We start from the raw sequence: 22,951 nt of genomic DNA, 5'->3' as shown, positions 1-22,951 counted from the left end.
AATTCAGGGAGGTGGAGCCGATCCAGTTCCCTGTGCAGTCGGCCGCTTGATCGGCTTTACCGAAGCGGCCCGTCACCCCCAAGGAGGAGAAGATCATGAAAGTGCATTTGAAGGTTTTGCTTGCCGCTGCGGCAGCCACATCAATTGCCGGCTCGGCGATGGCCGAAGAGGTCAAGAAGATCGGCCTTGCGGTCCCCAACCTGCAGGCGGACTTCTTCAACCAGATCAAGCTCGGCGTCGAGGGCTATGCCCGTGAAAAGGGGATCGAGGTCATCGTCGCCGACGCGAAGAACGACACCGCGACCCAGGTCAGCCAGGTTCAGGACTTCATGACCCAGGGGATCGATGCGTTCATCTACATCCCCGCCGGCGCCGCGGCCGCGGCGGTACCGACGAGACTGGCACGCGCAGAAGGCATCCCGGTGATCAACGTGGACCGGACGCCGGACGGTGCTCCGGGCGACACCTTCATTGCCGGGGAGAGCGTCGAATCCGCCTACGAGGTCTGCAAGCACATCATCGGGCTCGCCGGCGGCAAGGGCAAGATGGCCATCGTCCACGGGCAGAAGGGCACGACGCCGGAGGTTGACCGCTTCGCCGGCTGCAAGCGCGCGATCGAGGAAAATCCCGATGTCGAGCTGGTCGCGCAGCAGTGGAGCCAGATGTGGTCTCCCGACGAGGGCTTCTCGATCACGCAGAACATGCTGCAGGCACACCCCGACATCCGCATCATCTTCGGGCAGGCCGACGCGCTCGCCATGGGCGCGGCCAAGGCCGTCGACGTCGCCGGGCTCTCGGACAAGGTCATCATCGGCGGATACGACGGCGATGTCGCCGCGCTCGAATACCTCGCCAAGTGCGAGGGGCCGTTCGTCGTGACGGCAACGCAGAGCACCCAGCTGATGGGGCGCCTGGCGGTCGATGCCGCGATCAAGGTCGCCGCCGGCGAGACCGTGCCGGAACGGCAGACCCCGAACGCGGTGCTCACCACCTGCGACGACGCCCCGAAATACGTGGAGCAGCATCCCTGATCCCGGGCCGGCACCGCAATACGAAAGGCTGACGCCATGAACTCCGAAGGCAAAACTCCGATCCTGACCCTGCGGAACATCCATAAGTCCTATGGACCGATCGAGGTTCTCCACGGCATCGATATGGACATCTACGCCGGGGAAGTCGTCGCTTTGCTTGGCGAGAACGGGGCCGGCAAATCGACCTTGTCGAATGTCATCTCCGGGACGGTCCTGCCCACGTCCGGAGAGATGACCTGGAAGGGCGCACGCTACGCGCCCGCCGACCCCCGCGCCGCGATCGACGCGGGGGTCGGCATGATCCACCAGGAGCTGCTGCTGCTGCCGCATCTGTCGATTGCCGAGAACATCTTCGTCGGGCGCTACCCGATAAAGAGCGGCCTGGTCGACCGGGGCGAGATGGAACGGCGCGCCCATCAGGGGCTCGAACGGCTCGGCCTCGACATCTCGCCGCGCCGCATCGTCGAGGGCCTGCCGACCGCCAGCCAGCAACTGATCGAAATCGCCAAGGCGCTGACGCTGAACGCCCAGCTCCTGATCCTTGACGAGCCGACGGCCGCGTTGGGCGTCGAGGAGACAAAGCTGCTGTTCGAGCAGATCGAACGATTGAAGGCGGAGGGCGTCGGCATCGTCTACATCTCCCACCGCCTGGAGGAGATCAAGAAGATCGCCGACCGCATCGTCGTGATGCGGGACGGAGAAAAGGTGCGGGAATTCGAAACGGCGGACGTTCCGATCCGCAGCATCGTCGAGGCGATGGTGGGGCGCAGCATGGAGCAGATGTTCCCGCCGCTGGCCCAGCCAACGGGCGAGGTCGTGCTCGAGGTGCGTGACCTGTCGTCGCCTTCGGGGCGGTTCAACGACGTCAACTTCTCCGTTCGCCGCGGCGAGATCTTCGGCATCGCGGGACTGATCGGCGCGGGCCGAACCGAACTGGTGCGCGCGATCGCCGGCGCGGACCCGATCAAGGCGGGCACCGTCGTGCTAAACGGGAAGGACGTGACGCCGACCTCGCCCCACAATGCCATCCGCAACGGGATCGTCCTGATCCCCGAGGACCGCAAGCTGCAGGGGGTGATCCTTGATCACAGCATTGCGGAGAACATCGCCTATTCGAACTTCGAGTCGGTCGGAACCTCCGGCTGGATCAGTTCCGGGCGCGTGCAGCAGTTCGCCGACGACAACATTCGCAAACTCGGGGTGAAGGGCAGGGGCCGGCAGAATGCCGGAGAGCTGTCGGGCGGCAACCAGCAGAAGGTCGTCATCGCCAAGTGGCTCGCCCGCAACCCCCGCGTGGTGCTTCTGGACGAACCGACCCGCGGCATCGACGTCGGTGCCCGGTCCTCGATCTACGAAATCATCCACGGGCTCGCCGAACAGGGCGTTGCGGTGATCGTCGTCAGCTCGGACCTGGAGGAGGTTTTGGGCGTGTCGAACCGCATCCTCGTGATGGCGGCCGGCCAGCAGACAGGAATTCTGGATCATACCGAGGCCAATGACGTCTCGGTGATGGAACTCGCAACGGCATGAAGCGGCAAGGAGAAGAGAGATGAATCGGTTCACGGGCAAGACGGTCGTCGTCACCGGCGGAAACAAGGGGATCGGCCTTGCCATCGCCCAGCGCTTTGCCGAGGAGGGGGCCAACCTTGTGATCGCCTCCGTCGAGCCGCAGGTCGAGGAAGCGGCGGCGAAACTGCGCGACAGCGGGGCGAACGCCTGTGGCGTCTTGTGCGATGTCACGGACCGAGGCGCCGTCGTCGCCCTTTTTGACCGGGCCGAGGACGAGTTCGGCGCGGTCGACGTCTCCGTCCAGAATGCCGGCATCATCACCATCGCCAAGATCGAGGACCTGACCGAGGCGCAGTGGGACGCGACGATGGCGGTCAACACCAAGGGCGCGTTCCTGTGCTGCCAGGAGGCCATCCGGCGGATGCGCAAGGCTGGCAACGGCGGCCGGCTGATCAACATCGCCTCCGGCCAGGCGCGCGACGGCTTCATCTACACCCCCCACTACGCCGCCTCGAAATTCGGCGTCATGGGCATGACCCAAAGCCTCGCCAAGGAGGTCGCACTCGACGGCATCACCGTGAATGCGATCTGCCCCGGCATCATCAAGACCGACATGTGGGACTATAACGACCGGGTCTGGGGCAAGATCCTCGGCGACTACGGCCCGGGCGAACTGATGGCCAGCTGGGTGCAGAACATTCCGATGAAGCGCGCGGGCGAGGGCAAGGATGTAGCAGCGCTGATCGCCTTCCTGGCCAGCCGCGACGCCGACTATATTACCGGCCAGACCATCAATGTCGATGGCGGCCTGATCATGTCCTAGGCCCGGTGGGTCGGACAAGAACTTCGCTTTCATCGGTGGGAGGCCGCAGAGAATGAACGGGATTACATTGAACGCGCCGGCATTGTTCGATCTGACCGGCCGTGTGGCGCTGGTGACCGGCGCTGGCAGCGGCATCGGTCAGCGCATTGCCGTCGGCCTGGCGCAGTGCGGCGCCGACGTCGCGGTTCTCGACCGCCGGACCGACGACGGCCTGGCCGTGACGGTCGGCCTGATCGAGCGCGCCGGCCGCAAGGCCGCCGCCGTCGCGGTCGACGTGACGGATCGTCCGGCCCTGGACGAGGCGGTCGCCAGGACCGAAGCCGAGCTCGGCGCGCTCCGCATCGCGGTCAACGCGGCCGGCATCGCCAATGCGAATCCAGCCGAAAAGATGAGCGAAACGCAGTACCAGACCCTCATGGACATCAACATGAAGGGCGTGTTTTTCTCCTGCCAGGCGGAAGCCGCGGCCATGCTGAAGCACGGCCGCGGATCGATCATCAACATCGCCTCCATGTCCGGCGTCATCGTCAATCGCGGTCTGTCGCAGGTTCACTACAACGCCTCCAAGGCCGGCGTGATCCATATGACGAAATCAATGGCGATGGAGTGGGTCGAGCGCGGCATCCGCGTCAACGCGATCAGTCCGGGCTATACGGCGACGCCGATGAACACCCGGCCGGAAATGGTGCACCAGACCCAGGAGTTTGAGCGCCAGACACCGATGCAGCGCATGGCCACGGTCGACGAAATGGTCGGGCCCGCAATCTTCCTCGCCGCCGACGCCTCGTCCTATTGCACGGGCGTCAACCTCCTCGTCGATGGCGGCTTCTGCTGCTGGTAAGCTGCGGACAGCCGGCCGACCTTGCGTGGGAGTTTGCGCCGCCGCGGTCCGCCGGTTCCAGATGTCTGCAGGCGGTGGCCGGTGCCACCGGCCTGCGAAGGCTCGCCTAACCGATCCGGGAGAACCTCACGCGGCGATGGTGGCGTCGACCGGCCCGTCGCTCTCCTCGGCAGGCTGTCGGGTAAGGTAGGCGATCAGGTCCTTGATCGTGACCAGATGCAGGCCGTGCTGCCGTGCGAACAGCGTCAGCTCCGGCAGGCGCGCCATGGTCCCGTCGTCGTTTGCGACTTCGCAGATCACCCCGGAGGGGGCCTTGCCGGCGAGGCGGCAGAAATCGATGGCGGCCTCGGTGTGGCCGGGCCGGCCGAGCACCCCCTTGGGGTTGGCGCGCAGCGGAAAGATGTGGCCCGGGCGGGCGAACGCGTCCGCCTTCGCGGCCGGGTCGATCAGCGCCCTGACGGTGGCGGCGCGGTCGGCGGCGGAGATGCCCGTCGTCGTGCCCGGCAGGTAGTCGACCGAGACGGTGAAGGCGGTCTTCAAGGATTCGGTGTTGTTCGGCACCATCAGCGGGATGTCGAGCGCGTCGAGGCGCTCGCCCTCCATCGACACGCAGATCAGCCCGCGGGCCCGGTTCATCATGAAGGCGATCTTCTCGGCGGTGGCGTCCTCGGAGGCGAAGACGATGTCGCCCTCGTTCTCGCGGTCTTCGTCGTCGACCACGACGATCATCTCCCCGCGGGCGATGGCGGCGATCGCATCTTCAATCTTCGAAATCGTCATGCTGCAGTCTTTCAAGGGTTCGGCCGGATCTTCCGGCGCTCGTTGCACCATCCCCGCCTGCGCGGATCAGACAAACGTCCCTTGGGCGAACAGGCACCGCGCCCCGGCTCGTCGCGAGGGGTGGGCGTGCCTTGCTCTCTTCCATCCGGACTATACCGTCGGCTCCGGCCTCGCACCGGATCTGCTGACCTCCCGGCAGGGCCGGGAGCGCTCGCGGGCTCCGGGATCCCTCCCGATACCGCCGGTGGGGAATTGCACCCCGCCCTGAGAACAGCGCGAAGATAAGGATATCCGGGCGGCAATTGCAAGGGAGCCTTCGATCCGAAGAGGCACAAAAACGACGCCCGCGCGTTGAACACATCGTTGAACACCGGCGATCCTGCGACGGCTGCGCCCGTTTACCTCGGGTCGGCCTAGCGTCATCAACCTTGCCGTGCTCAGCGACGCTTGCGCGCGATCGCGCGGCGGGCGGCCTTGACGATCCCGGGCCCGGTCAGGCCGAACTGCTCGAACAGCCAGTCGACCGAACCGGTGGGCACGAAGCCGGGGAACCCGACGCGCTCGACCGGTACCGGCAGGTTGCCGGCGGTGAATTCGGCCACCGCCCCGCCGAGACCGCCGCGGATATTGGCTTCCTCGACCGTCACGATCGCGCCGGTTTCGGCAGCCGCCGACGCTACCGCGGCTTCGTCCAGCGGGTTGAGGGTCGCCATGTTGAGGACGCGTGCGGAGATGCCCTCGTTGCGCAGGCTTTCCGCGGCATCGACGGCAAGGTGCACCGTGGTGCCGCAGGCGATCAGCGTCACGTCCGAGCCGTCGCGCAACCGTTCCGCCGTGCCTGGCCGGAATACCCGGTCGGCCACGTCGAGGTCGGGCACCGGCATGCGGCTCAAGCGGATGAAAACCGGACCTTCATGCGCCGCCGCCCATTTCACGGCCTCCGCCGTTTCCCAGGGGTCGGACGGCACGACGACGGTGATGTTGCTCAGCGGACGCAGCCAGGCGAAATCCTCGATCGAGTGATGGGTCGGTCCGAGTTCGCCATAGGCGATGCCGGAGGACTGCCCGATCAGCTTCACGTTGAAGTTGGCATAGGCGATGTCGGCCTTCACCTGTTCCAGGGCGCGGCCGGTCAGAAAGCAGGAGGCGGCGGAAACGAACGGAATGCGCCCGCCGTTGGCCAGTCCCGCGCCGACGCCGACCATGTTCTGTTCGGCGATGCCGACATTGACCAGCCGTTCGGGGAACTTCTTCTGAAATCCGCCGAGCTTGGAGGAGCCGACGGAATCATTGACGACGGCGACAATGCGCGGGTCCTGCGCGGCGAGGTCCTCGAGCGTTCGGGCCCAGGCGTCGCGGCAGTCGTGAAGCCCTTGCTGTCTTGCGGCGGGCGCGGCCATCAGACCAGTTCCTCCATGGCCAGTCCGTACTGCTCGGCATTCGGCACGCCGTGGTGCCAGGAGGCCTTGTTCTCCATGAACGACACGCCCTTGCCCTTGACGGTGTTGGCGATCACGCAGAGCGGCCTGGCCCGGCCGCCCGAGGGTTCGGCCAGAACGTCGAGCAGCGCGCCGACGTTGTGGCCATCGACCACAGCGACGTCCCAGCCGAAGGCGCGGAACTTGTCGTCCAGCGGGTCGAGGCCGCTCGTTTCCTCCGTGCCCATGCCCTGCTGCAGGCGGTTGCGGTCGACGACCAGCGTCAGCTTGCTGAGCTTGCGATGGCCGGCGGTCATCGCCGCCTCCCAGTTGGACCCCTCCTGCAGTTCGCCGTCGCCGGTCAGCACGAAGGTGCGGTAGGCACTGTCCGTCAGCTGGCCGGAGATGGCGATGCCGAGCGCAACCGGCATGCCGTGGCCGAGCGGACCGGTGTTGGTCTCCACGCCCGGCAGGTAGTTTCTGTTCGGGTGGCCGTTCAGCTTCGAGTTGGGTTGCATGTAGGTGGCGAGCCACTCTTCCGGATAGTAGCCGGCGGCGCAAAGGGCGGTGTAGAGCGCGCCCGTGGCGTGACCCTTCGACATGATGAAGCGATCGCGCTCCGGCATGTCGGGCCGGGCCGGGTCGTAGCGCATCACGCCGAAGTAGAGCGTGGCGATGATGTCGATCGCGGAAAAGTCGCCGCCGGGATGCCCAAGCTGCGCATCGTAGACCATGGTGAAGGCCCTTCGGCGCATCCACAGGGCCTTGTCCCGGATCCTGTCGACGGTGTCGTTGTTCTGCATTCTCTCTACCTTTCAGAACCGGACGGGGAAGGTGAGCTGCGGCTCCGGTGTCCCGTTGTGATGGTAGATCGGCCATTTCAGGTAGCGGTAGACCGCCTCGTGCACGACGTCGGCATGATGGCCCCTAACCATGGCGACGTGGTGCTCGAAGCCGTTCTGGGTGATGAAGGTCATCAGCCTGCGCAGGTCGGCGACCTTCGCCACGGCGATTCCGCCGTCCATGGCGAAGGGGTCGTCGGTGAACTCGCCCTCGCCGAGATAGCACTTGATCGTGCCGGCCCGATCGTCGGTGGAAAGGCGAAAATAGGTCATCGGACCGGCCTTGACCTTCCCCTTGACCGCGCCGAAACACTTCTCCCGCCCGATGGTCTCGCCGAGCACGTCCAGTTCGCCGACCTCTGGGGTAATGCCGAAGAAGCTCTTCGGATAGTTTCCGCAATGGGTGCAGACGCACTTGTCGACCGCGTTGCCGTAGTTGTTGTTCCAGTCCAGGATCGCGGCCGGCTGGTGGGATGCGAGCGACATCGCATACATCGACAGCGCTCCCATCACGTCGACCTCGCAGGCCGACGGCATCAGTTCCTCGCCCATCATAGACATGGTGAGACAGGTCGCGCAGCCGAAGTTGTCCTGCAAGGAGCGCCAGCACTGGATGGCGGAGGCGTCGCAGCCGTTTTCGTCGATCCAGCGGTTGACGGCGAGCGTCCACTTCGCCTGGCGCATGATCTGCTCCGGCTTGATGTGGGCCGGGATCGTTCCGTAGCTCCGCACCTTGCCGAGTTTCTCGATCAGAGCGGGATCGTTTTCCTTGACCGCCGCTGCGGCCCCCATCATCTCGGAGAGATCGACGGTGACCACCGTGATGCCGGACGCCTGCAACAGCTTTTCCGAATAGCGCATGGTCTGGAACGCGCCGGTTCGGGCGCCGATCGAGCCGATGCGGGCGCCTCGCATGCCGCGCACGGTGCGACAGACGCGGGCGAAGCGGTCGAGATCGGCCTTGAACTCCGCGCTCGATACGTCGCAGGTGTGTGAGGTCGTTTCCGTGAACGGCACGCCGTATTGCCAGAAGTTGTTCGATATCGAGAGCTTGCCGCAGAAGGCGTCGCGCCGTTCGTGCACGGACACCTTGTCGATCTCGTCATTGCTTGCCTGCAGCAGGATCGGCACGTTGAGCCGCGCCCGGTTCACCAGTTCGGCCACCGCAATCTCGTCGCCGAAATTTGGCAGGCAGATCACGATCCCGTCTATCTCGTCGGCCTTTGTGCGGAAGAACGAGGCATAAAGGTCCGCATCGGCGACGGACTGCACGGCGCCGTTGACGGTGGCGTCGTAGGGCAGGATGTGAGCCTCGATGCCGAGGTCGGAGAGATGCGCGAGCACCTCGTCGCGCGCGGCCTTGCACGGGGCGCCATTGAAGAACGCACGACTGCCGATGACGACGCCGAGCGCGATACGCTTGCGAATGATGCGGCTCAAACCTGCCTCCCTCAACCCGCCCGCATGATCGAGCGATGTCTTTCATTTAGTTTTGTTTGGTTTCGATATTTCTCACAAGTTCGATGGTCCGGCAAGATAATTCTGATTTGAGGCGATCGGCATGCTGCATTGCGGCGTGAGGCGCCGCCAATGCACGGCGGCGCGTAGAAATTGCGATCAAATAGAAACAGTTTGACAATATTCGATATTATTCGATAGTGAATGAGCAGGTCACGTCTTGTGACTGGTTGAGAAAGGGAGGTTCTCATGAAAATCACGCGTCGCTTGCTTGTATCTGTTTGTGTGCTCGGCCTTTCGGGTGTCGTGCCGGGCCTGGCGCTGGCCGCCGACACCATTGCGATCATAACCCCCAGCCATGACAATCCGTTCTTCAAGGCAGAGGCCGATGGCGCCGCCGCAAAGGCGAAGGAGCTCGGCTACGAGACCATGGTGCTGGTCCACGACGACGATGCCAACAAGCAGAACGAGCTGTTCGATTCCGCAATTGCTGCCGGCGTCAAGGCCATCATTCTCGACAATGCCGGGGCGGACGCCTCCGTGGCCGCCGTGCAGAAGGCCAAGGACAAGGGCATTCCGTCCTTCCTGATCGACCGCGAGATCACCACGACCGGCGTCGCAGTCTCGCAGATCGTCTCGAACAACTACCAGGGGGCCCAGCTCGGCGCCGAGGAGTTTGTCAAGCTCATGGGCGAAGCCGGCAATTATGCGGAACTGGTCGGCAAGGAGTCCGATACCAACGCAGGCATTCGCTCGCAGGGCTATCACGACGTGATCGACCAGTACTCGGACATGAAGATGGTGGCGCGGCAGACCGCGAACTGGTCGCAGACGGAAGCCTACGGCGTGATGGAATCGATCCTCCAGGCGCACCCGGACATCAAGGGTGTCATCTCCGGCAACGACACCATGGCCATGGGCGCCTATGCCGCGCTCGAGGCGGCCGGGCGCAACGACGTGATCGTCGTCGGCTTCGACGGCTCGAACGATGTGCGCGACTCGATCCTGAAAGGCGGCATCAAGGCCACGGTTCTGCAGCCGGCCTACCAGCAGGCGCAGCTCGCCGTCGAGCAGGCCGACAAATACATCAAGACCGGCTCGACCGGCCTTGAGGAGAAGCAGCTGATGGACTGCATTCTGGTCAACACCGACAATGCCTCGCAGCTCGAGACCTTCGCGCTGACCCAATGAGGCATGGGAGCCGGCCATCCGGGACGGTGTTCCGGATGGCTTTCCTGCTGTTGCTATGAACGCGGATCATCTGATGGCGATGAAGATCTTGCTTGCTGCGGGCATGCTCGCAATGGCCTGCCTCTCGGGCTGCAAACTGGTTAAGACCGGCGACGCCGAGGATGGGGCCGAGGCCGCGGACCCGATCGTCGAACTCGTCGATACGACCTTCGACGCGAAGCTGGTACCGGCCCTGACCGAAAAGGCGGTGGATCTGGCGACGTTGCGCGAGGCGATCGCGGGCGGTCTCGACTCGGCGGGCGAGCAATACGGCGTGCGCGTCGGCGGCGCCGGCGGCGGCTGGAATTTTCCCGTCAAGGGTATGGCGACCGTCGTAGAGGAGAACCGGGCCTCGAAGGCCGCGGTGGCCCGGATCGATGTCGACGGCGATGGCGCGGCGGACGCCGCGCTTCAGCTCGGCCCGGTTGTCAAGGGCACGGCGGTGCGCGACACTTCGGGTGTCTATGACTTTTCCACGTTCCGGGACCAGATCGAATACGCCAGGCTTGGTCGTGCGCTCAACGACAGGGCGGTTGCGCAGACGGCTGTCGCCGAGGGCGACCTCAAGGGCAAGCAGGTCACCTTCATCGGTGCGGTGGCGATCCGCTCGGTCGGCGAGACGCCGCTGATCACCCCGGTTTCGCTTGAGGTCGTGCCATGAGCGAGGAGCACCCCATCGGACTGTCGATCCGCAACGGATCGAAAATGTACCCGGGAACGCAGGCGCTGAAGAATGTCGATTTCGACCTGCGCATGGGGGCGGTCAACGTGCTTGTCGGCGAGAACGGCGCCGGCAAGTCGACGCTGATGAAGATTATCGCCGGCGTGGAACAACTGAACGCCGGGTCGATCGAGCTGGACGGAAAGCCGATCGTCTTTGCCGACCGCACGGATGCCGCCCGCCATGGCGTTGGCATCGTGTTTCAGGAACTCAACCTGTTCCCGAACCTGACCGTCACGGAGAACATCTTCGTCGGCAATGAGAAGACCTTCGCCGGCGTTCACATCGATCGGGTCACGCAAAGGGCGGAGGCTTGTGCCCTGATGAAGCGGCTCGAACAGGATATCGACCCGGACACGCCGCTCGGCAACCTGCGGATCGGTCAGCAGCAGATCGTCGAGATCGCCAAGGCGCTGGCCGAGAAGGCACGCATCCTGATCCTCGACGAGCCCACATCGGCGCTCTCCGCCGCCGAAGTCGAGGTTCTCTTCAGCCTGATCGAGGAGCTGAAGAGCCAGGGCGTCGGTCTTGTCTACATCTCGCACCGGCTCGAGGAGTTGATCCGCATCGGCGACTATATCACCGTCCTGCGGGACGGCGTGATCACCGGTTCGCGCTCGATGCAAGGCGTCGACATTCCCTGGATCGTCGCCAACATGATCGGCAGCGCCTCCAAGGAGTTTCCGAAGACGGTCGAGCATGCAATGGGCGACGAGGTGTTCCGCGTGGACAATGTCTGCCTTCCCAGCCCCGCCGGGGGCTATGCGGTCGATCACGTCTCGCTGTCGGTCCGCAGCGGCGAGATCGTCGGCCTCTATGGCCTGATGGGGGCCGGGCGCTCGGAGCTGCTGGAATGCATCATGGCCCAGCACCCGAATTCCTCCGGCCAGTTGTTCATTGGCGGCGAGACGGTGCGCGAGAGGAGCGTGTCCGGTCGCATCCGCCGGGGGCTGGCGCTCATCCCCGAGGACCGCAAGCGTGACGGCCTCGTCCAGATCATGACGATCCGCGAGAACCTGACGCTGTCGTCGCTTCGCGACTTCACCAAGGGGTTCCACCTGAGCCTGAAGGGCGAGGCCGGCAAGGCCGCCGAGTTCGTCAAGCGTATGGCGATCAAGATCGCCAGCCTGGAGCACCCGGTGTCCAGTCTCTCGGGTGGCAACCAGCAGAAGGTTGTGATCGGCAAGGCGCTGATGACGCGTCCGCGCATCCTCCTGATGGACGAGCCCTCGCGCGGGATCGACATCGGCGCCAAGGCGGAAATCTTCCGCACCATGCGGCACCTGGCCGCCGACGGCCTCGGCATTCTCTTCGTAACATCCGACCTGGACGAGGTTCTCGCCCTGTCGGATCGCATTCTCGTCATGGCGAACGGCAGGCTGACCGGCGAATTTCCGGCCGGCGCCAATGCGGCGGACGTCGTTTCCGCGGCCACGCCCAATCTGAGCAGGGTTGAAGCACAATGAGCAGCATCGGCACCGTCAACAACGTCAAGGCGAAGGCAGAGGGATCTAGGACGTCGGCGCTGCTGATGCTCTTGCACATGCGCACATTCGTGGCGCTGATCCTCGTCTTTGCCTTCTTTGCCATTGCCGCGCCGAACTTCCTGAGCGGCGCCAACATGCTGATCATCTCCAAGCATGTGGCGCTCAACGCGCTGCTCGCCATCGGCATGACCTTCGTCATCATCGCCGGCGGCATTGACCTTTCCGTCGGCTCGATCGTCGGTCTCTGCGCCATGGTCGCCGGCTATCTCGTGCTCTACGGCATCGACCTCGGCATCGGCTGGAGCATCCAGTTCAACACGCTCGAGATCTGCCTGATGGTGCTCGTGGTCGGCGTCTTCATCGGCCTGATCAACGGTCTCTTGATAACAAAGCTCAATGTCGCGCCCTTCATCGCCACGCTCGGCACGCTCTATGTCGCCCGTGGCGCCGCGCTGCTCTTTTCCGACGGGCGCACCTTCCCCAACCTCGCCGGCAACCCGGAATACGGCTCAGACACGTTCCGGCTGATCGGTTCGGGCAGCTTTCTCGGCTTTCCGCTTTCGGTCTGGATCATGGTGGTGGTGGCGCTTCTGGCGGCCTATCTGGCGACCCGCACACCGCTTGGGCGCCACATCTATGCCGTCGGCGGCAATGAGCGCGGCGCCGCGCTGTCGGGGGTGAACGTCGACCGGACGAAGCTGTTTGTCTACATGTTCTCCGGGCTTTGCGCCGCGCTGGTGGGGATCATCATATCCTCGCAACTGCAGGCAAGCCATCCGGCGACCGGCGAGACCTTCGAACTCAACGCCATCGCCGCGGCCGTCCTCGGCGGCACGTCGATGTCCGGCGGGCGCGGCCGGATCGGCGGAACGATCGTCGGCGCCTTCGTCATCGGCATCCTCGCCGACGGCCTGATCATGATGGGCGTGTCGTCCTTCTGGCAGACGGTGATCAAGGGGCTGGTGATCATCGCGGCCGTGGTCGTGGACCAGATCCAGCAGAAACTTCAGGCCCGGGTGATCCTGCAGCAACAGGCCAATTGAGGATTACAATCTGCCATCTCTTGCTGTATGGCTGCCAGACAATAGAATCGGATCGTTTTCGTTTGATTGCGATCAATGGGGTTTAGGCAGGTCGATATGGAAGCGAAGACAGCGAACGATGCGTCTGAGTCCATGATCGGGCTCCTGTCGGAGCCGCGTCGCCGTCGCATCCTCGAATGGCTGCAGGAGGAGGGCTCGGCCCGGGTGCGGGAGCTGGCCGGCGCTTTCCATGTGTCGGAAGCGACGATCCGCCAGGATCTCGAGCGCCTGGAGAGCGAAGGCTACATCACCCGGGAGCACGGGGGCGCCTATCTCAACGCGGTGACGCCGCAGATCGGCACCATGACGCTCCATCACCAGGAAAACATGGACAAGAAGCGGCGGATCGGTGTCCTGGCGGCGAGCCTGGTCAAGGATGGCGAGACCCTGATCCTCGACGCCGGAACGACGACCACCGAGATCGCCATGCGGCTCACCGCACGTCGTGACCTGACGCTGATCACCAATGCGCTGAACATTGCCATCATCCTCGGCGCCGTGCCCACCTTCGCGGTGCACATGCCGGGCGGGCAGTTCAAGTCGCCGACGCTGTCGCTGTCCGGGGACAAGTCGGTGGAGTACTTCAACAACATCTTTGCCGGCAAGCTGTTCCTGGCGACTGCCGGGGTCGATCTTGAGGCCGGCCTGACCTATCCAAGCTTCGCCGACCTGCAATTGAAGGAGGCGATGATCAAGGCTGCGGCGCATGTCTATCTCGTTGCCGACTCCACCAAGATCGGCAAGTCCTCGTTCACCCGTCTCGGCTCGCTTGACGTCATCCAGTCGCTGATCACCGACGACGGGATATCCGATGCGGTGGCCAAGGAGTTCGAGCGCCGCGGCGTCGAGGTCCTGGTCGCCGACTAGGGCGGATCGAACGCAATCGGGCATGCTTCCTGCTCCCGCAACCTAAAACCGCCAAGCCAGACCCCGGCGGCGCGGCCTTCTCCACCATGCAGGCCGGTTGCGTCGGGCCCATGGCGGCCGGCCACAGTGGCGGACATGGTCGCCCGGCATTCGGGCGGCAGGGGGTTCGATGTGGTCTTCGATGCTGTTGGCGGGGCCAATCTTGTCGGTTCGTTCGAGGCCGCCGCGCTTTAAGCGAGCGTCGCGACTCTCATTGACCGAGCCGGTACATTGCCGGTCTGGCGCTGAATGCTTCGCTGGTACGCAATGACTGCAGATTTCCGTTTTCTGCGTCGCGTCATTGGTTGTCGTTCTGCTGCCCAATTGCCTAATCCTCTCCAGGTAAAGAAATCGTGAGGGGACTTGAAGGGGCTGTTCGGGATAGATGTTGTGGCACGGCGAGGATGTGCGATGGCTGGATCTCTGCGAGATGGTGAGGACTTGCGGGCGCGAACTGCGGCGATCCGCATGCGAATCCTCGACGTTCTTTCGGAGCTGCCGTGGGACGGGCTCAACTATCGGCACGGGATTCCCGGTCTGTCGCTGTATCGCGTCGTCGAGCCGGCCGGCCCCTTTTCGGCCGTCTATGAACCGAGTCTTTCGGTCATCATCAAGGGCAGCAAGCTGGTCAATGTGGGAGATGAAACGCTCACCTACGACGAGTCCTGCTTTTTCCTTACGGCGATAGGCATGCCGATGACGGGCCAGATTTGCAGGGCGAGCATGGTGGAGCCCTATGTCGCGGCGATGTTGCGGCTCAACCTGGATGCGATGCGACGCCTCATCGCCGATCACGACCTGCAGTCCAAGGCGATATCGGATCGCGAGCGCGGAGCGGCCGTGGGCAAGGCTACGCCGGAGCTGTTGGAAGCGTTCTTGCGATTGATATCGCTGGCAAATTCGCCAGACGATATTCCTTTCCTGGCAGAGCATATCCAGAACGAGATACTTTATCGGTTGCTGACCGGCGAGCAGGGCGCGCGGCTACGACGTCTTGTGCTTGCCGGCACCAACAGCAACCGGGTGGCGAAAGCGGTCGCCTGGCTGAAGGAGAACTACACCAAGCCGCTGCGTGTCGACGAGCTTGCGGAGATCGCCAACATGGGCGTGTCCACCTTGCATCACCATTTTCGCGCCATGACGGCGATGAGCCCGCTCCAGTTCCAGAAGCATTTGCGGCTGCACCACGCGCGCGAACTGATGCTTTCCGGAACGCTCGACGCGGCGACCGCAGCCCTGAGCGTCGGCTACGAGAGTCCCACCCAGTTCAGCCGGGAATATCGGCGCAAGTTCGGCCACCCTCCCTTGCGCGACGTCAAGGCGATCCTGAATTCAGACGATTCGGCTCGGCGCAACACCGTTGGCTAGCCCGTTGCCGGCCGTTCAGGCTCGGCGGCCTCCCTGCCTAGGATGTCGCGATGTGCTCGGCGAAAAGGATGCCTCCCGACAGGATTGAGCAACAATCAGGCAGGATCGAGCCTATCGGGTATCGGCCCTGTCTTATAAGTTTGCGTCGCAATGACCAGCGTCAGAGGGTTCGAGCCGGCGATCCCGGCCGGGCTTATGCGTCGCAACGCAAGGAGAGCATCATGGTGACATTAATGATCAACGGCACCGGGCATGAGGTCGAGGCCGACGCGGATATGCCGCTGCTCTGGGCGATCCGCGATCTGGTCGGGCTGACCGGGACCAAGTTCGGCTGCGGCCTGGCCCAATGCGGCGCCTGCACGGTGCTGCTGGATGGCACGCCGGTACGGTCCTGCCAGACATTCGTCGGCGATGTCGGCGATGCGAAAGTGACGACAATCGAAGGCCTGAGCGGCAAGGTCGCGGAAACGGTGCAGGCGGTCTGGGCCGATCTCGACGTTCCCCAATGCGGCTATTGCCAGTCCGGACAGATCATCTCGGCCACCGACCTGCTCACCAACACCCCGAAGCCGACCGACGACGACATCGACGCCGCGATGTCCGGCAACCTCTGTCGCTGCGCCACCTATCACCGGATCCGTGCCGGGATCCACGAAGCTGCAAAGCGTTTGGAGGCCTGAGCGATGATTCCGCGACTGATGCAATCCCTCAATCTTCCGGTGGCCAAGGCCCAGGCGTCGCGCCGGCAGTTCCTGCTTGGCGCCCTTGCCGCCGGCAGCGGCGTCGCCGTCGGCTTCCGCGTCCTGGCCGCCTCGCCCGCTGCCGCGGCCGAGACGGTGGCCGGCACGGAAGGAGCGACCGCCTTCACGCCGTATCTGACCGTCGACGGCGACGGCAAGGTCACCGTGCTCTCGTCCCAGTTCGAGATGGGGCAGGGCTCCTACAATGGTCTGGCGACGCTTGTCGCCGAAGAACTCGACGCCGACTGGTCGACGATCGAGGTGCAGGGCGTGGCCGGAAATGTGAAGGCCTACGGCAATCTCGCCTTCGGCGGTGCCATCCAGGGGACCGGCGGTTCCACCTCGATGGTCACCTCGTGGGAACGCTACCGCAAGGCGGGGGCCGCTGCCCGCGCCATGCTGGTGGCCGCTGCCGCCGCCGAATGGGGCGTGCCGCCGTCCGAGATCACGATCGAAAACGGGGTGCTTTCGCACCCGTCCGGCAAGAAGGGCGGCTTCGGCCTGTTCGCCGCCAAGGCCGCTATGTTGGCGGTGCCGGCCGACGTCCAGCTCAAGCAGCCTGAGGACTGGAAGCTTATCGGCAATGAAAAGCTGAAGCGCTACGACAGCGCCCGCAAGACCAACGGAACAGAGCAGTACACGATCGACGTCAAATTGCCGGGCATGCTGACGGCGGTGATGATCCATCCGCCGCGGTTCGGCGCCAAGCTCAGGTCCTTCGATGCCGCCGAAGCGCGGTCGATCAAGGGCGTGGTCGACGTCGTCGAGACGCCGCGCGGCGTCGCCGTGGTCGGCGAGCACATGTGGGCGGCCATCAAGGGACGCGAAGCCGTGACGGTCGAGTGGGACGAGTCGGGCGCCGAGAAGCGCGGCACGTCCGAAATCATGGCGATGTACAGGGACCTTGCAGACAAAGCTCCCGTAGCGCTTGCGCGCAAGGATGGCGATGTCGACGCCGGCTTGTCCGGGGCGACCAAGGTAATCGAGGCGAGCTTCGAGTTTCCCTATCTGGCGCATTCGGCGATGGAGCCGCTCAACGCCGTTGCACGCATGAACGACGACGGCACGCTGGAAATCTGGGGCGGGCATCAGTTTCCCGACGTCTACCAGATGCTCGCCGGCGAGATCGCAGGCATCGCGCCCGACAAGGTCCGTCTGCACGTGCTGAAGACCGGGGGCAGCTTCGGCCGCCGCGCCGTCTTCGACGGCGATGTGGTCGTCGAATCCGTCCACGTCGCCAAGGCCCTCGGCTTCCGCGCCCCGGTAAAGGTGCAGTGGACACGCGAGGACGATATGCAGGCCGGCCGTTATCGACCCGCCTATGTCCATCATCTCAGGGCCGGGATCGACGGTGACGGAAACCTGGTGGCCTGGAGCAATCACGTCGTCGGTCAGTCGATCATGGCAAAGACCGCGTTCGAAGGCATGGTCAAGAACGGCGTCGATCCGACTTCGGTCGAAGGTGCCAACAACCTGCCCTACGCCATTCCCCACCAGATCGTCGGCCTGACGACCACCGATGTCGGCGTCCCCGTGCTGTGGTGGCGTTCGGTCGGCTCGACGCACACCGCCTTCGCCGCCGAGACCTTTATCGACGAGCTTGCCGAAGCGGCCGGCCGCGATCCGATCGAATTCCGCCTGTCGATGCTCGAGCCGGAATCGCGCCACGCGGTGGTGCTCAAGCTCGCGGCGGAAAAGGCGGAATGGGCCAGGCCGCTGCCGGAGGGGCGCTTCCGCGGTGTCGCCGTTGCGGAGAGCTTCGGTTCGGTCGTGGCGCAAATCGCGGAGGTCTCGACCGACGGCAGTGGCGATTTCAAGGTCGAGCGTGTGGTCGCCGCGGTCGATTGCGGCCTGGCGGTCAATCCCGATCAGGTCCGTGCCCAGGTCGAGGGCGGCATCGGCTTCGGCCTCGGGGCGATCGTGGGCGAGGAGATCACGCTGACGGAGGGAAAGGTCGATCAGGGCAACTTCGACATGTACACGCCGCTGAGAATCGAGGCGATGCCGGCGGTGGAGGTGCATATCCTTGCTTCCGCCAATCCGCCTTCCGGCATCGGCGAGCCGGGCGTCCCCCCGATTGGCCCTGCCGTTGCCAATGCCGTCTACAAGGCGTTGGGCAAACGGATCCGCGTCATGCCCTTTTCGAGATCGCTCAACGCATAACTGTGGCCCTGCAGCCGCAGAGGCTGGCAGTGAGCATCAGGGCCATGGCCGCGGCGGCATCAGCCCGGTGTCGCCGCAGGCTCGCCGTCGGGCGCAAGCGAAAGCACGACGTCAACTGGCGAGCGGCCGTGCCGCCGCCATTGCTACCCGCCAACCGCGGTCGCACCTCTTTCTCGACCCCACCCGCGCTGGGCGGGTGGGGCCGGTTCTGCATCGCAGCCGGTGCCCGACCAGCGCCCCGGCATGATCGGGCCTCCTTCGCTCCGCAAGGGCGACAGGATGAGGCCTGACCTCGCCCTTGCCGACGCCGTCCAGGCTGCCCCTGTCGGGGACGCCAAGGCGTCGCCGGACGGGGGAGCGCAAGGGCGGAGCATGCCGCCTGTAGATATCAGAAGAAGCCGAGCGCCCGCGGGCTGTAGCTCACCAGCATGTTCTTGGTCTGCTGGTAGTGGTCGAGCATCATCTTGTGGGTCTCGCGACCGATACCGGACTGCTTGTAGCCGCCAAAGGCCGCATGCGCCGGATAGGCGTGGTAGCAATTGGTCCAGACGCGGCCGGCCTGAACCGCGCGACCGAAGCGATAGGCGCGGTTTCCGTCGCGGGTCCAGACGCCGGCCCCAAGGCCGTAGGGCGTGTCGTTGGCGATCTCCAGCGCCTCCTGCTCGTCCCTGAAGGTGGTGACGGAGACGACCGGACCGAAGATCTCCTCCTGGAAGATGCGCATCCTGTTGTGCCCCCTGAACACGGTCGGCTTGACATAGTAGCCGCCTGACAGGTCACCGCCGAGGTCGTTGCGCGTTCCGCCGGCAAGCACCTCAGCACCCTCGGCGCGGCCGATGTCGAGATAGCTCAGGATCTTTTGCAACTGCTCGCTGGACGCCTGCGCGCCAACCATCGTCGACGGATCGAGGGGATTGCCCTGCCTGATCGCCTCGACGCGCGCGATCGCCTTGTCCATGAAGCGGTCGAAGATCGATTCCTGCACCAGCGCCCGGCTGGGGCAGGTGCACACCTCGCCCTGGTTGAGCGCGAACATGGCAAAGCCTTCAAGCGCCTTGTCGAGGAAGTCGTCATTCCCCGCCATGACGTCGGCGAAGAAGATGTTCGGCGACTTGCCGCCAAGCTCCAACGTGACCGGGATCAGGTTCTGGCTCGCATACTGCATGATCAGTCGTCCGGTTGCCGTCTCTCCGGTAAAGGCGATCTTGGCGATGCGGGGGCTTGTCGCCAGCGGCTTGCCCGCTTCGAGCCCGAAGCCGTTGACGATGTTCAGCACCCCCGGCGGCAGCAGGTCGCCCACCAGTTCGGCCCAGACGAGGATCGAGGCCGGCGTCTGCTCGGCCGGCTTCAGCACGACGCAGTTGCCGGCCGCCAACGCCGGCGCCAGCTTCCACGCCGCCATCAGGATCGGGAAGTTCCAGGGGATGATTTGACCGACGACTCCGAGCGGTTCGTGGAAGTGATAGGCGACGGTATCGTGGTCGATCTCGCCGATCGAGCCGTCCTGGGCGCGGATGCAGGATGCGAAATAGCGGAAATGGTCGATGGCCAGGGGAATGTCGGCGGCCAAAGTCTCGCGGATCGGTTTGCCGTTGTCCCAGGTTTCGGCGCGGGCAAGAAGATCGAGGTTGTCCTCCATCACCTGCGCGATCTTCATCAGAATGTTGGAGCGCTCGCTTGCCGACGTCCGGCCCCATTTGTCCTTGGCGGCATGGGCGGCATCAAGCGCGGCGTCGATGTCCTTTTCGTCCGAGCGGGCAACCTCGCAGAGCCTGCCGCCGGTCACCGGCGTGATGTTGTCGAAGTAGCGGCCGTCGATCGGCTCACGCCACTGTCCTCCGATAAAGTTGCCGTATTTCAGCTTGAACGGCGATTCCACGATCTTCTGGTGCAGCATGCGGTCCTCCCTTGTTCCCGGCTCGCGTGAGCCACGGGGGGAGTGTGCTTGGACGCCGCCGTCGATAACAGCCCGACATCGCACGACCGGCGTGCACACTGTCGCAGAATTGAAACAGGCGCAGGGACAAACCGGGCAACGGCACCCGTACCCCGGGGCGAGCGCGTGCGGACACGGATCCCGGAGGTTTCATGCAGGCGAGCGGGTACGTGCTGCCGCCTCCGGGGAGGTGCCGGCGCGCGGTCCTCGCCCTAGTGCAGGTGGAATTTCTTGAGCTTGCGGTGCAGCGTGGCCCGGCTTATGCCGAGCGCCGAAGCCGCCCTGGAGACGTTGCCGCCGGTGCGCGACAATGCGCGCAGGAGCACGGCCCGCTCGTGGTTGGCAAGATCCCTGCCGTCCTGAGCACTGCTTTCCTGGAGGGCATCTGCGGCCGGCACGCCGGCGGCGATCCGCCCATCGTCCAGTTTCAGGGCAATCCGCGCCGCGCGGGTCGCTCCCACAATCATGTCGTACTTGTCGACGGCGATTACCGCCGGGGCCGCGCTCGCACCGTCCGACAGCATGACAAGGCGGGCGTCGTTGAAGGCGTTTCGGAACAGATTGAGTTCGATCCGCGCCGCCGCATCCCGGACGGCTTGCGACAGGATCGCCAACGTCGTCTCGTCAACGTCGTCGCGGCAGGTCGAGATGTCCAGAGCGGCGGCGATCCAGCCCTGGTGGTCACGAATCGGCGCGGTCGTGCAACTGAGTCCGATGTTGGAGCAAAAGAAGTGCTGGTCGCGAAAAACGCTGACAGGCCGCTCGTCGGCAAGGGCGGTTCCGATCCCGTTCGTGCCGATGCTGGCTTCCGTCCATATCGCGCCGGTCCAAAGGCCAAGGTCGTAAAACGCTTTGTCGTCAGCGTGCGCCCCGCGGCGTTCGAGAGCTATTCCGTTGCCGTCAGTCAGAAGGATGCAGTAGCCGGCCTTGCCGAGCATGGAGAACATCCGGTCGAGTTCGCGCGCGGCCCCGGCGACGAGCGCGCCCGCTTCCTCCCGCGCGCGCCGAAACTCGCCTTCGGTGAGCCGCAGCGGATTCCTTGCATCCTCGGGTGCGAGCCTGTGGAGTGTCATGCAGCGTCGCCAGGACGCCACGATCGGCGATCTCGCCGCGGCGGAACTTCGGTCGGCAGACGTGTAAACATGCTCTGCATGGGCAGAGTGTACCGGCATTGGCTCCTCCCTGAACCGAAGCGGATTGTGGTGGAGTTCGTCTCGAGGCGCAATCGCTACGTTGGTCGAGCACCACGGCGGGTGTCGCGAAACTGCGACATCAGCGGCGTAAAGTTGGCACGCACCTGGACCCGGCATCGAAGCTCGACACGGCGTAGCGCCCTTCGAGTGAGGCCATCGCCTTCCTTCACAAGTGGCGCATTTTTTTAACCGCTGCCGGTTCCGGCATCAGCTCGGCAGGCCGATCAGCTTCTCAAAGGTTTCCCATGTGTCGTCCATGGCGTAGACGCCGAGGAACGGCAGGTTCAGATGGCCGTAGATGGGGGACAGCTGCCATTCGGCGGTCTCCTCGTCGACGCCCGCGATCTGTTGCAGGTACATGACCGTTGCAAGGCCGGTGCGGTCGGCACCGCCGAGACAGTGGACCAGAACCGGTCCGTCGGCATTCCTCAGCAGCTCAACCAGGGCGAAGCTCTCGGCCGCCGAGAGGCCGCGCTTGGCCGACATGGCGAAATCGACGTGGTTGGCGCCGTGCGCCCGCGCCGCCGCAATCTCGGCATCGTACCAGGGCCGGCCCGGCGCGGCGCCGCGCAGGTTGATGACGGTCTTGATGCCGTAGCGGTCGATGTAGCTGCCAAGGCTGCTTGCGGACAGTTGTGCGGACCGGTAGTAGCGTCCCGGAATGACCTCGTGGAAGTTTCCGGTCATCCGCAAGGCGGCCAGATAGCCGCCTGCCAGAACCATGCATGCAATGATTGAGATGCCCAGCCGCCTCAACGCTCGACGCATGCGTATCGCTCCATTTCCGACGGGTGGAGTAACGCTACCCATGCTGGCTTTTTTGTGACAGTGCAAGGCAGCGGCGTGGCTGGCGGCGTGCAGCCGGACAGGGAACGGCCCGTTCCGACCGGCGGGGAAGGCGTGTCGATGAGAGTCGACATCGCAGCCAGAGCCGAAGTCGGTCATGCGACGGGCCGCAGACGCGTCTGCGGGGCGGGAGGCGTTCGTTGAGACGGCCCGCTACGGCCCGCTCTTGCCTTTCGCGGATGTCTGCGCGAACGTCCGAGACACCGTTGGCTTAGCATGGGGGACTTTGATGGCAGAGCAGGTCGACTGGGACGAGATCAGGCGGAACCATGCCACGGACGTCAAGGTCCCGGATCACTGGCCGACGGGCGTCAGGCCCATCTCGGTTTCCGGACTTTCCCTGCTCGGCATCGACGAGAACAATTTTCTGCACTGGGATGGGAAGAGGCTGAAGAAGGAACTCCATCTCGGCTGGGCGGCCAAGGCGCTCGGTTGGCTCGTGGCGATATCGACAATTTCACTGGCCGTGGTGGACCTGCTTCGCTTCATGGCCGGAAAATGACGTGCGGACCCGTGCCTGCGCCGGCCGGCCATTGGCCCGTCCTGCCAACGTCCGGGCGCCAACCGGGTCGGGAGC

The 22,951-nt window shown here is 64.6% G+C and carries 20 protein-coding genes and 1 riboswitch; of the genes, 13 read left to right on the top strand and 7 right to left on the bottom strand.

Annotated features, from left to right (window positions below; all coding sequences use genetic code 11):
* Positions 1–95: 95 nt before the first annotated feature.
* The 4 genes from ACXAGF_RS14870 to ACXAGF_RS14855 are packed head-to-tail and all read left to right on the top strand — an operon-like array spanning position 96 to position 4,204.
* A complete protein-coding gene (locus ACXAGF_RS14870; protein WP_475018170.1) occupies positions 96–1,031 on the top strand; it encodes a substrate-binding domain-containing protein in 936 nt (311 codons plus the stop codon).
* A 36-nt stretch (positions 1,032–1,067) separates the two neighbouring features.
* A complete protein-coding gene (locus tag ACXAGF_RS14865) occupies positions 1,068–2,561 on the top strand; it encodes a sugar ABC transporter ATP-binding protein (protein WP_475018169.1) in 1,494 nt (497 codons plus the stop codon).
* A gap of 19 nt (positions 2,562–2,580) precedes the next feature.
* Positions 2,581–3,363 (top strand): SDR family NAD(P)-dependent oxidoreductase, encoded by a 783-nt coding sequence (locus ACXAGF_RS14860; protein ID WP_475018168.1) that lies wholly within the window; start codon positions 2,581–2,583, stop codon positions 3,361–3,363.
* A 52-nt stretch (positions 3,364–3,415) separates the two neighbouring features.
* A complete protein-coding gene (locus ACXAGF_RS14855) occupies positions 3,416–4,204 on the top strand; it encodes an SDR family oxidoreductase (RefSeq protein WP_475018167.1) in 789 nt (262 codons plus the stop codon).
* A gap of 126 nt (positions 4,205–4,330) precedes the next feature.
* Here ACXAGF_RS14855 and ribB read toward each other — a convergent pair whose 3' ends face one another.
* The 4 genes from ribB to ACXAGF_RS14835 form a co-directional block, all read right to left on the bottom strand.
* Positions 4,331–4,984, bottom strand: coding sequence for a 3,4-dihydroxy-2-butanone-4-phosphate synthase (gene ribB / locus ACXAGF_RS14850; protein WP_475018166.1), 654 nt, complete (start codon positions 4,982–4,984; stop codon positions 4,331–4,333).
* A gap of 129 nt (positions 4,985–5,113) precedes the next feature.
* Positions 5,114–5,260, bottom strand: a riboswitch (FMN riboswitch).
* A 161-nt stretch (positions 5,261–5,421) separates the two neighbouring features.
* Positions 5,422–6,384 carry a transketolase family protein gene (locus tag ACXAGF_RS14845; RefSeq protein WP_475018165.1) on the bottom strand — a complete coding sequence of 321 codons (963 nt, stop codon included), beginning with the start codon at positions 6,382–6,384 and terminating at the stop codon, positions 5,422–5,424.
* Positions 6,384–7,205 (bottom strand): transketolase, encoded by an 822-nt coding sequence (locus ACXAGF_RS14840; protein WP_475018164.1) that lies wholly within the window; start codon positions 7,203–7,205, stop codon positions 6,384–6,386. Before ACXAGF_RS14840 ends, ACXAGF_RS14845 begins: the two co-directional genes overlap by 1 nt.
* Before the next feature lie 12 nt (positions 7,206–7,217).
* Positions 7,218–8,684, bottom strand: coding sequence for an L-fucose/L-arabinose isomerase family protein (locus ACXAGF_RS14835; RefSeq protein ID WP_475018163.1), 1,467 nt, complete (start codon positions 8,682–8,684; stop codon positions 7,218–7,220).
* 267 nt (positions 8,685–8,951) lie between these two features.
* Between ACXAGF_RS14835 and ACXAGF_RS14830 the strand changes: the two genes are divergently transcribed.
* The 8 genes from ACXAGF_RS14830 to ACXAGF_RS14795 all read left to right on the top strand — a co-directional run bounded on the left by ACXAGF_RS14830 (position 8,952) and on the right by ACXAGF_RS14795 (position 18,399).
* On the top strand, positions 8,952–9,893 hold the full coding sequence (locus ACXAGF_RS14830; protein WP_475018162.1) for a substrate-binding domain-containing protein: 942 nt from the start codon (positions 8,952–8,954) through the stop codon (positions 9,891–9,893).
* A gap of 73 nt (positions 9,894–9,966) precedes the next feature.
* Positions 9,967–10,593 (top strand): DUF2291 family protein, encoded by a 627-nt coding sequence (locus tag ACXAGF_RS14825; protein ID WP_475018161.1) that lies wholly within the window; start codon positions 9,967–9,969, stop codon positions 10,591–10,593.
* On the top strand, positions 10,590–12,119 hold the full coding sequence (locus ACXAGF_RS14820) for a sugar ABC transporter ATP-binding protein (protein WP_475018160.1): 1,530 nt from the start codon (positions 10,590–10,592) through the stop codon (positions 12,117–12,119). Before ACXAGF_RS14825 ends, ACXAGF_RS14820 begins: the two co-directional genes overlap by 4 nt.
* Positions 12,116–13,183, top strand: coding sequence for an ABC transporter permease (locus tag ACXAGF_RS14815; protein WP_475018159.1), 1,068 nt, complete (start codon positions 12,116–12,118; stop codon positions 13,181–13,183). Before ACXAGF_RS14820 ends, ACXAGF_RS14815 begins: the two co-directional genes overlap by 4 nt.
* A 96-nt stretch (positions 13,184–13,279) precedes the next feature.
* Entirely contained in the window at positions 13,280–14,089 is an 810-nt protein-coding gene (locus tag ACXAGF_RS14810) for a DeoR/GlpR family DNA-binding transcription regulator (protein WP_475018158.1), read from the top strand.
* Between the two features lie 450 nt (positions 14,090–14,539).
* Positions 14,540–15,496, top strand: coding sequence for an AraC family transcriptional regulator (locus ACXAGF_RS14805; RefSeq protein WP_475018157.1), 957 nt, complete (start codon positions 14,540–14,542; stop codon positions 15,494–15,496).
* Between the two features lie 221 nt (positions 15,497–15,717).
* Positions 15,718–16,176, top strand: coding sequence for a (2Fe-2S)-binding protein (locus ACXAGF_RS14800; RefSeq protein ID WP_475018156.1), 459 nt, complete (start codon positions 15,718–15,720; stop codon positions 16,174–16,176).
* 3 nt (positions 16,177–16,179) lie between these two features.
* A complete protein-coding gene (locus ACXAGF_RS14795; RefSeq protein ID WP_475018155.1) occupies positions 16,180–18,399 on the top strand; it encodes a xanthine dehydrogenase family protein molybdopterin-binding subunit in 2,220 nt (739 codons plus the stop codon).
* 388 nt (positions 18,400–18,787) lie between these two features.
* Here the strand turns inward: ACXAGF_RS14795 and adh are convergent, their stop codons facing one another.
* From adh to ACXAGF_RS14780, 3 genes are all read right to left on the bottom strand, one after another.
* A complete protein-coding gene (gene adh, locus ACXAGF_RS14790) occupies positions 18,788–20,296 on the bottom strand; it encodes an aldehyde dehydrogenase (protein WP_475018154.1) in 1,509 nt (502 codons plus the stop codon).
* 251 nt (positions 20,297–20,547) lie between these two features.
* Positions 20,548–21,507, bottom strand: a complete 960-nt coding sequence (locus tag ACXAGF_RS14785) for a helix-turn-helix domain-containing protein (RefSeq protein ID WP_475019305.1) — start codon at positions 21,505–21,507, stop codon at positions 20,548–20,550.
* A 228-nt stretch (positions 21,508–21,735) separates the two neighbouring features.
* Positions 21,736–22,296, bottom strand: coding sequence for a tyrosine-protein phosphatase (locus ACXAGF_RS14780; RefSeq protein ID WP_475018153.1), 561 nt, complete (start codon positions 22,294–22,296; stop codon positions 21,736–21,738).
* Between the two features lie 307 nt (positions 22,297–22,603).
* Here ACXAGF_RS14780 and ACXAGF_RS14775 point away from each other — a divergent pair, with 307 nt between their 5' ends.
* Positions 22,604–22,876, top strand: coding sequence for a hypothetical protein (locus ACXAGF_RS14775; RefSeq protein WP_475018152.1), 273 nt, complete (start codon positions 22,604–22,606; stop codon positions 22,874–22,876).
* The last annotated feature ends 75 nt before the right edge of the window (positions 22,877–22,951 follow it).

Source organism: Mycoplana sp. ABR4_002, from assembly GCF_056159645.1.
This window is presented reverse-complemented; position numbering and strand designations above follow the sequence as displayed.

Coding starts and splice junctions, on each gene's coding strand:
- adh (WP_475018154.1), bottom strand. CDS start 20,296: ATGCTGCACCAGAAGATCGTGGAATCGCCGTTCAAGCTGAAATACGGC.
- ACXAGF_RS14820 (WP_475018160.1), top strand. CDS start 10,590: ATGAGCGAGGAGCACCCCATCGGACTGTCGATCCGCAACGGATCGAAA.
- ACXAGF_RS14810 (WP_475018158.1), top strand. CDS start 13,280: ATGGAAGCGAAGACAGCGAACGATGCGTCTGAGTCCATGATCGGGCTC.
- ACXAGF_RS14780 (WP_475018153.1), bottom strand. CDS start 22,296: ATGCGTCGAGCGTTGAGGCGGCTGGGCATCTCAATCATTGCATGCATG.
- ACXAGF_RS14840 (WP_475018164.1), bottom strand. CDS start 7,205: ATGCAGAACAACGACACCGTCGACAGGATCCGGGACAAGGCCCTGTGG.
- ACXAGF_RS14775 (WP_475018152.1), top strand. CDS start 22,604: ATGGCAGAGCAGGTCGACTGGGACGAGATCAGGCGGAACCATGCCACG.
- ACXAGF_RS14830 (WP_475018162.1), top strand. CDS start 8,952: ATGAAAATCACGCGTCGCTTGCTTGTATCTGTTTGTGTGCTCGGCCTT.
- ACXAGF_RS14805 (WP_475018157.1), top strand. CDS start 14,540: ATGGCTGGATCTCTGCGAGATGGTGAGGACTTGCGGGCGCGAACTGCG.
- ACXAGF_RS14795 (WP_475018155.1), top strand. CDS start 16,180: ATGATTCCGCGACTGATGCAATCCCTCAATCTTCCGGTGGCCAAGGCC.
- ACXAGF_RS14860 (WP_475018168.1), top strand. CDS start 2,581: ATGAATCGGTTCACGGGCAAGACGGTCGTCGTCACCGGCGGAAACAAG.
- ACXAGF_RS14870 (WP_475018170.1), top strand. CDS start 96: ATGAAAGTGCATTTGAAGGTTTTGCTTGCCGCTGCGGCAGCCACATCA.
- ACXAGF_RS14785 (WP_475019305.1), bottom strand. CDS start 21,507: ATGCCGGTACACTCTGCCCATGCAGAGCATGTTTACACGTCTGCCGAC.
- ACXAGF_RS14825 (WP_475018161.1), top strand. CDS start 9,967: ATGGCGATGAAGATCTTGCTTGCTGCGGGCATGCTCGCAATGGCCTGC.
- ACXAGF_RS14865 (WP_475018169.1), top strand. CDS start 1,068: ATGAACTCCGAAGGCAAAACTCCGATCCTGACCCTGCGGAACATCCAT.
- ACXAGF_RS14815 (WP_475018159.1), top strand. CDS start 12,116: ATGAGCAGCATCGGCACCGTCAACAACGTCAAGGCGAAGGCAGAGGGA.
- ACXAGF_RS14845 (WP_475018165.1), bottom strand. CDS start 6,384: ATGGCCGCGCCCGCCGCAAGACAGCAAGGGCTTCACGACTGCCGCGAC.
- ribB (WP_475018166.1), bottom strand. CDS start 4,984: ATGACGATTTCGAAGATTGAAGATGCGATCGCCGCCATCGCCCGCGGG.
- ACXAGF_RS14800 (WP_475018156.1), top strand. CDS start 15,718: ATGGTGACATTAATGATCAACGGCACCGGGCATGAGGTCGAGGCCGAC.
- ACXAGF_RS14855 (WP_475018167.1), top strand. CDS start 3,416: ATGAACGGGATTACATTGAACGCGCCGGCATTGTTCGATCTGACCGGC.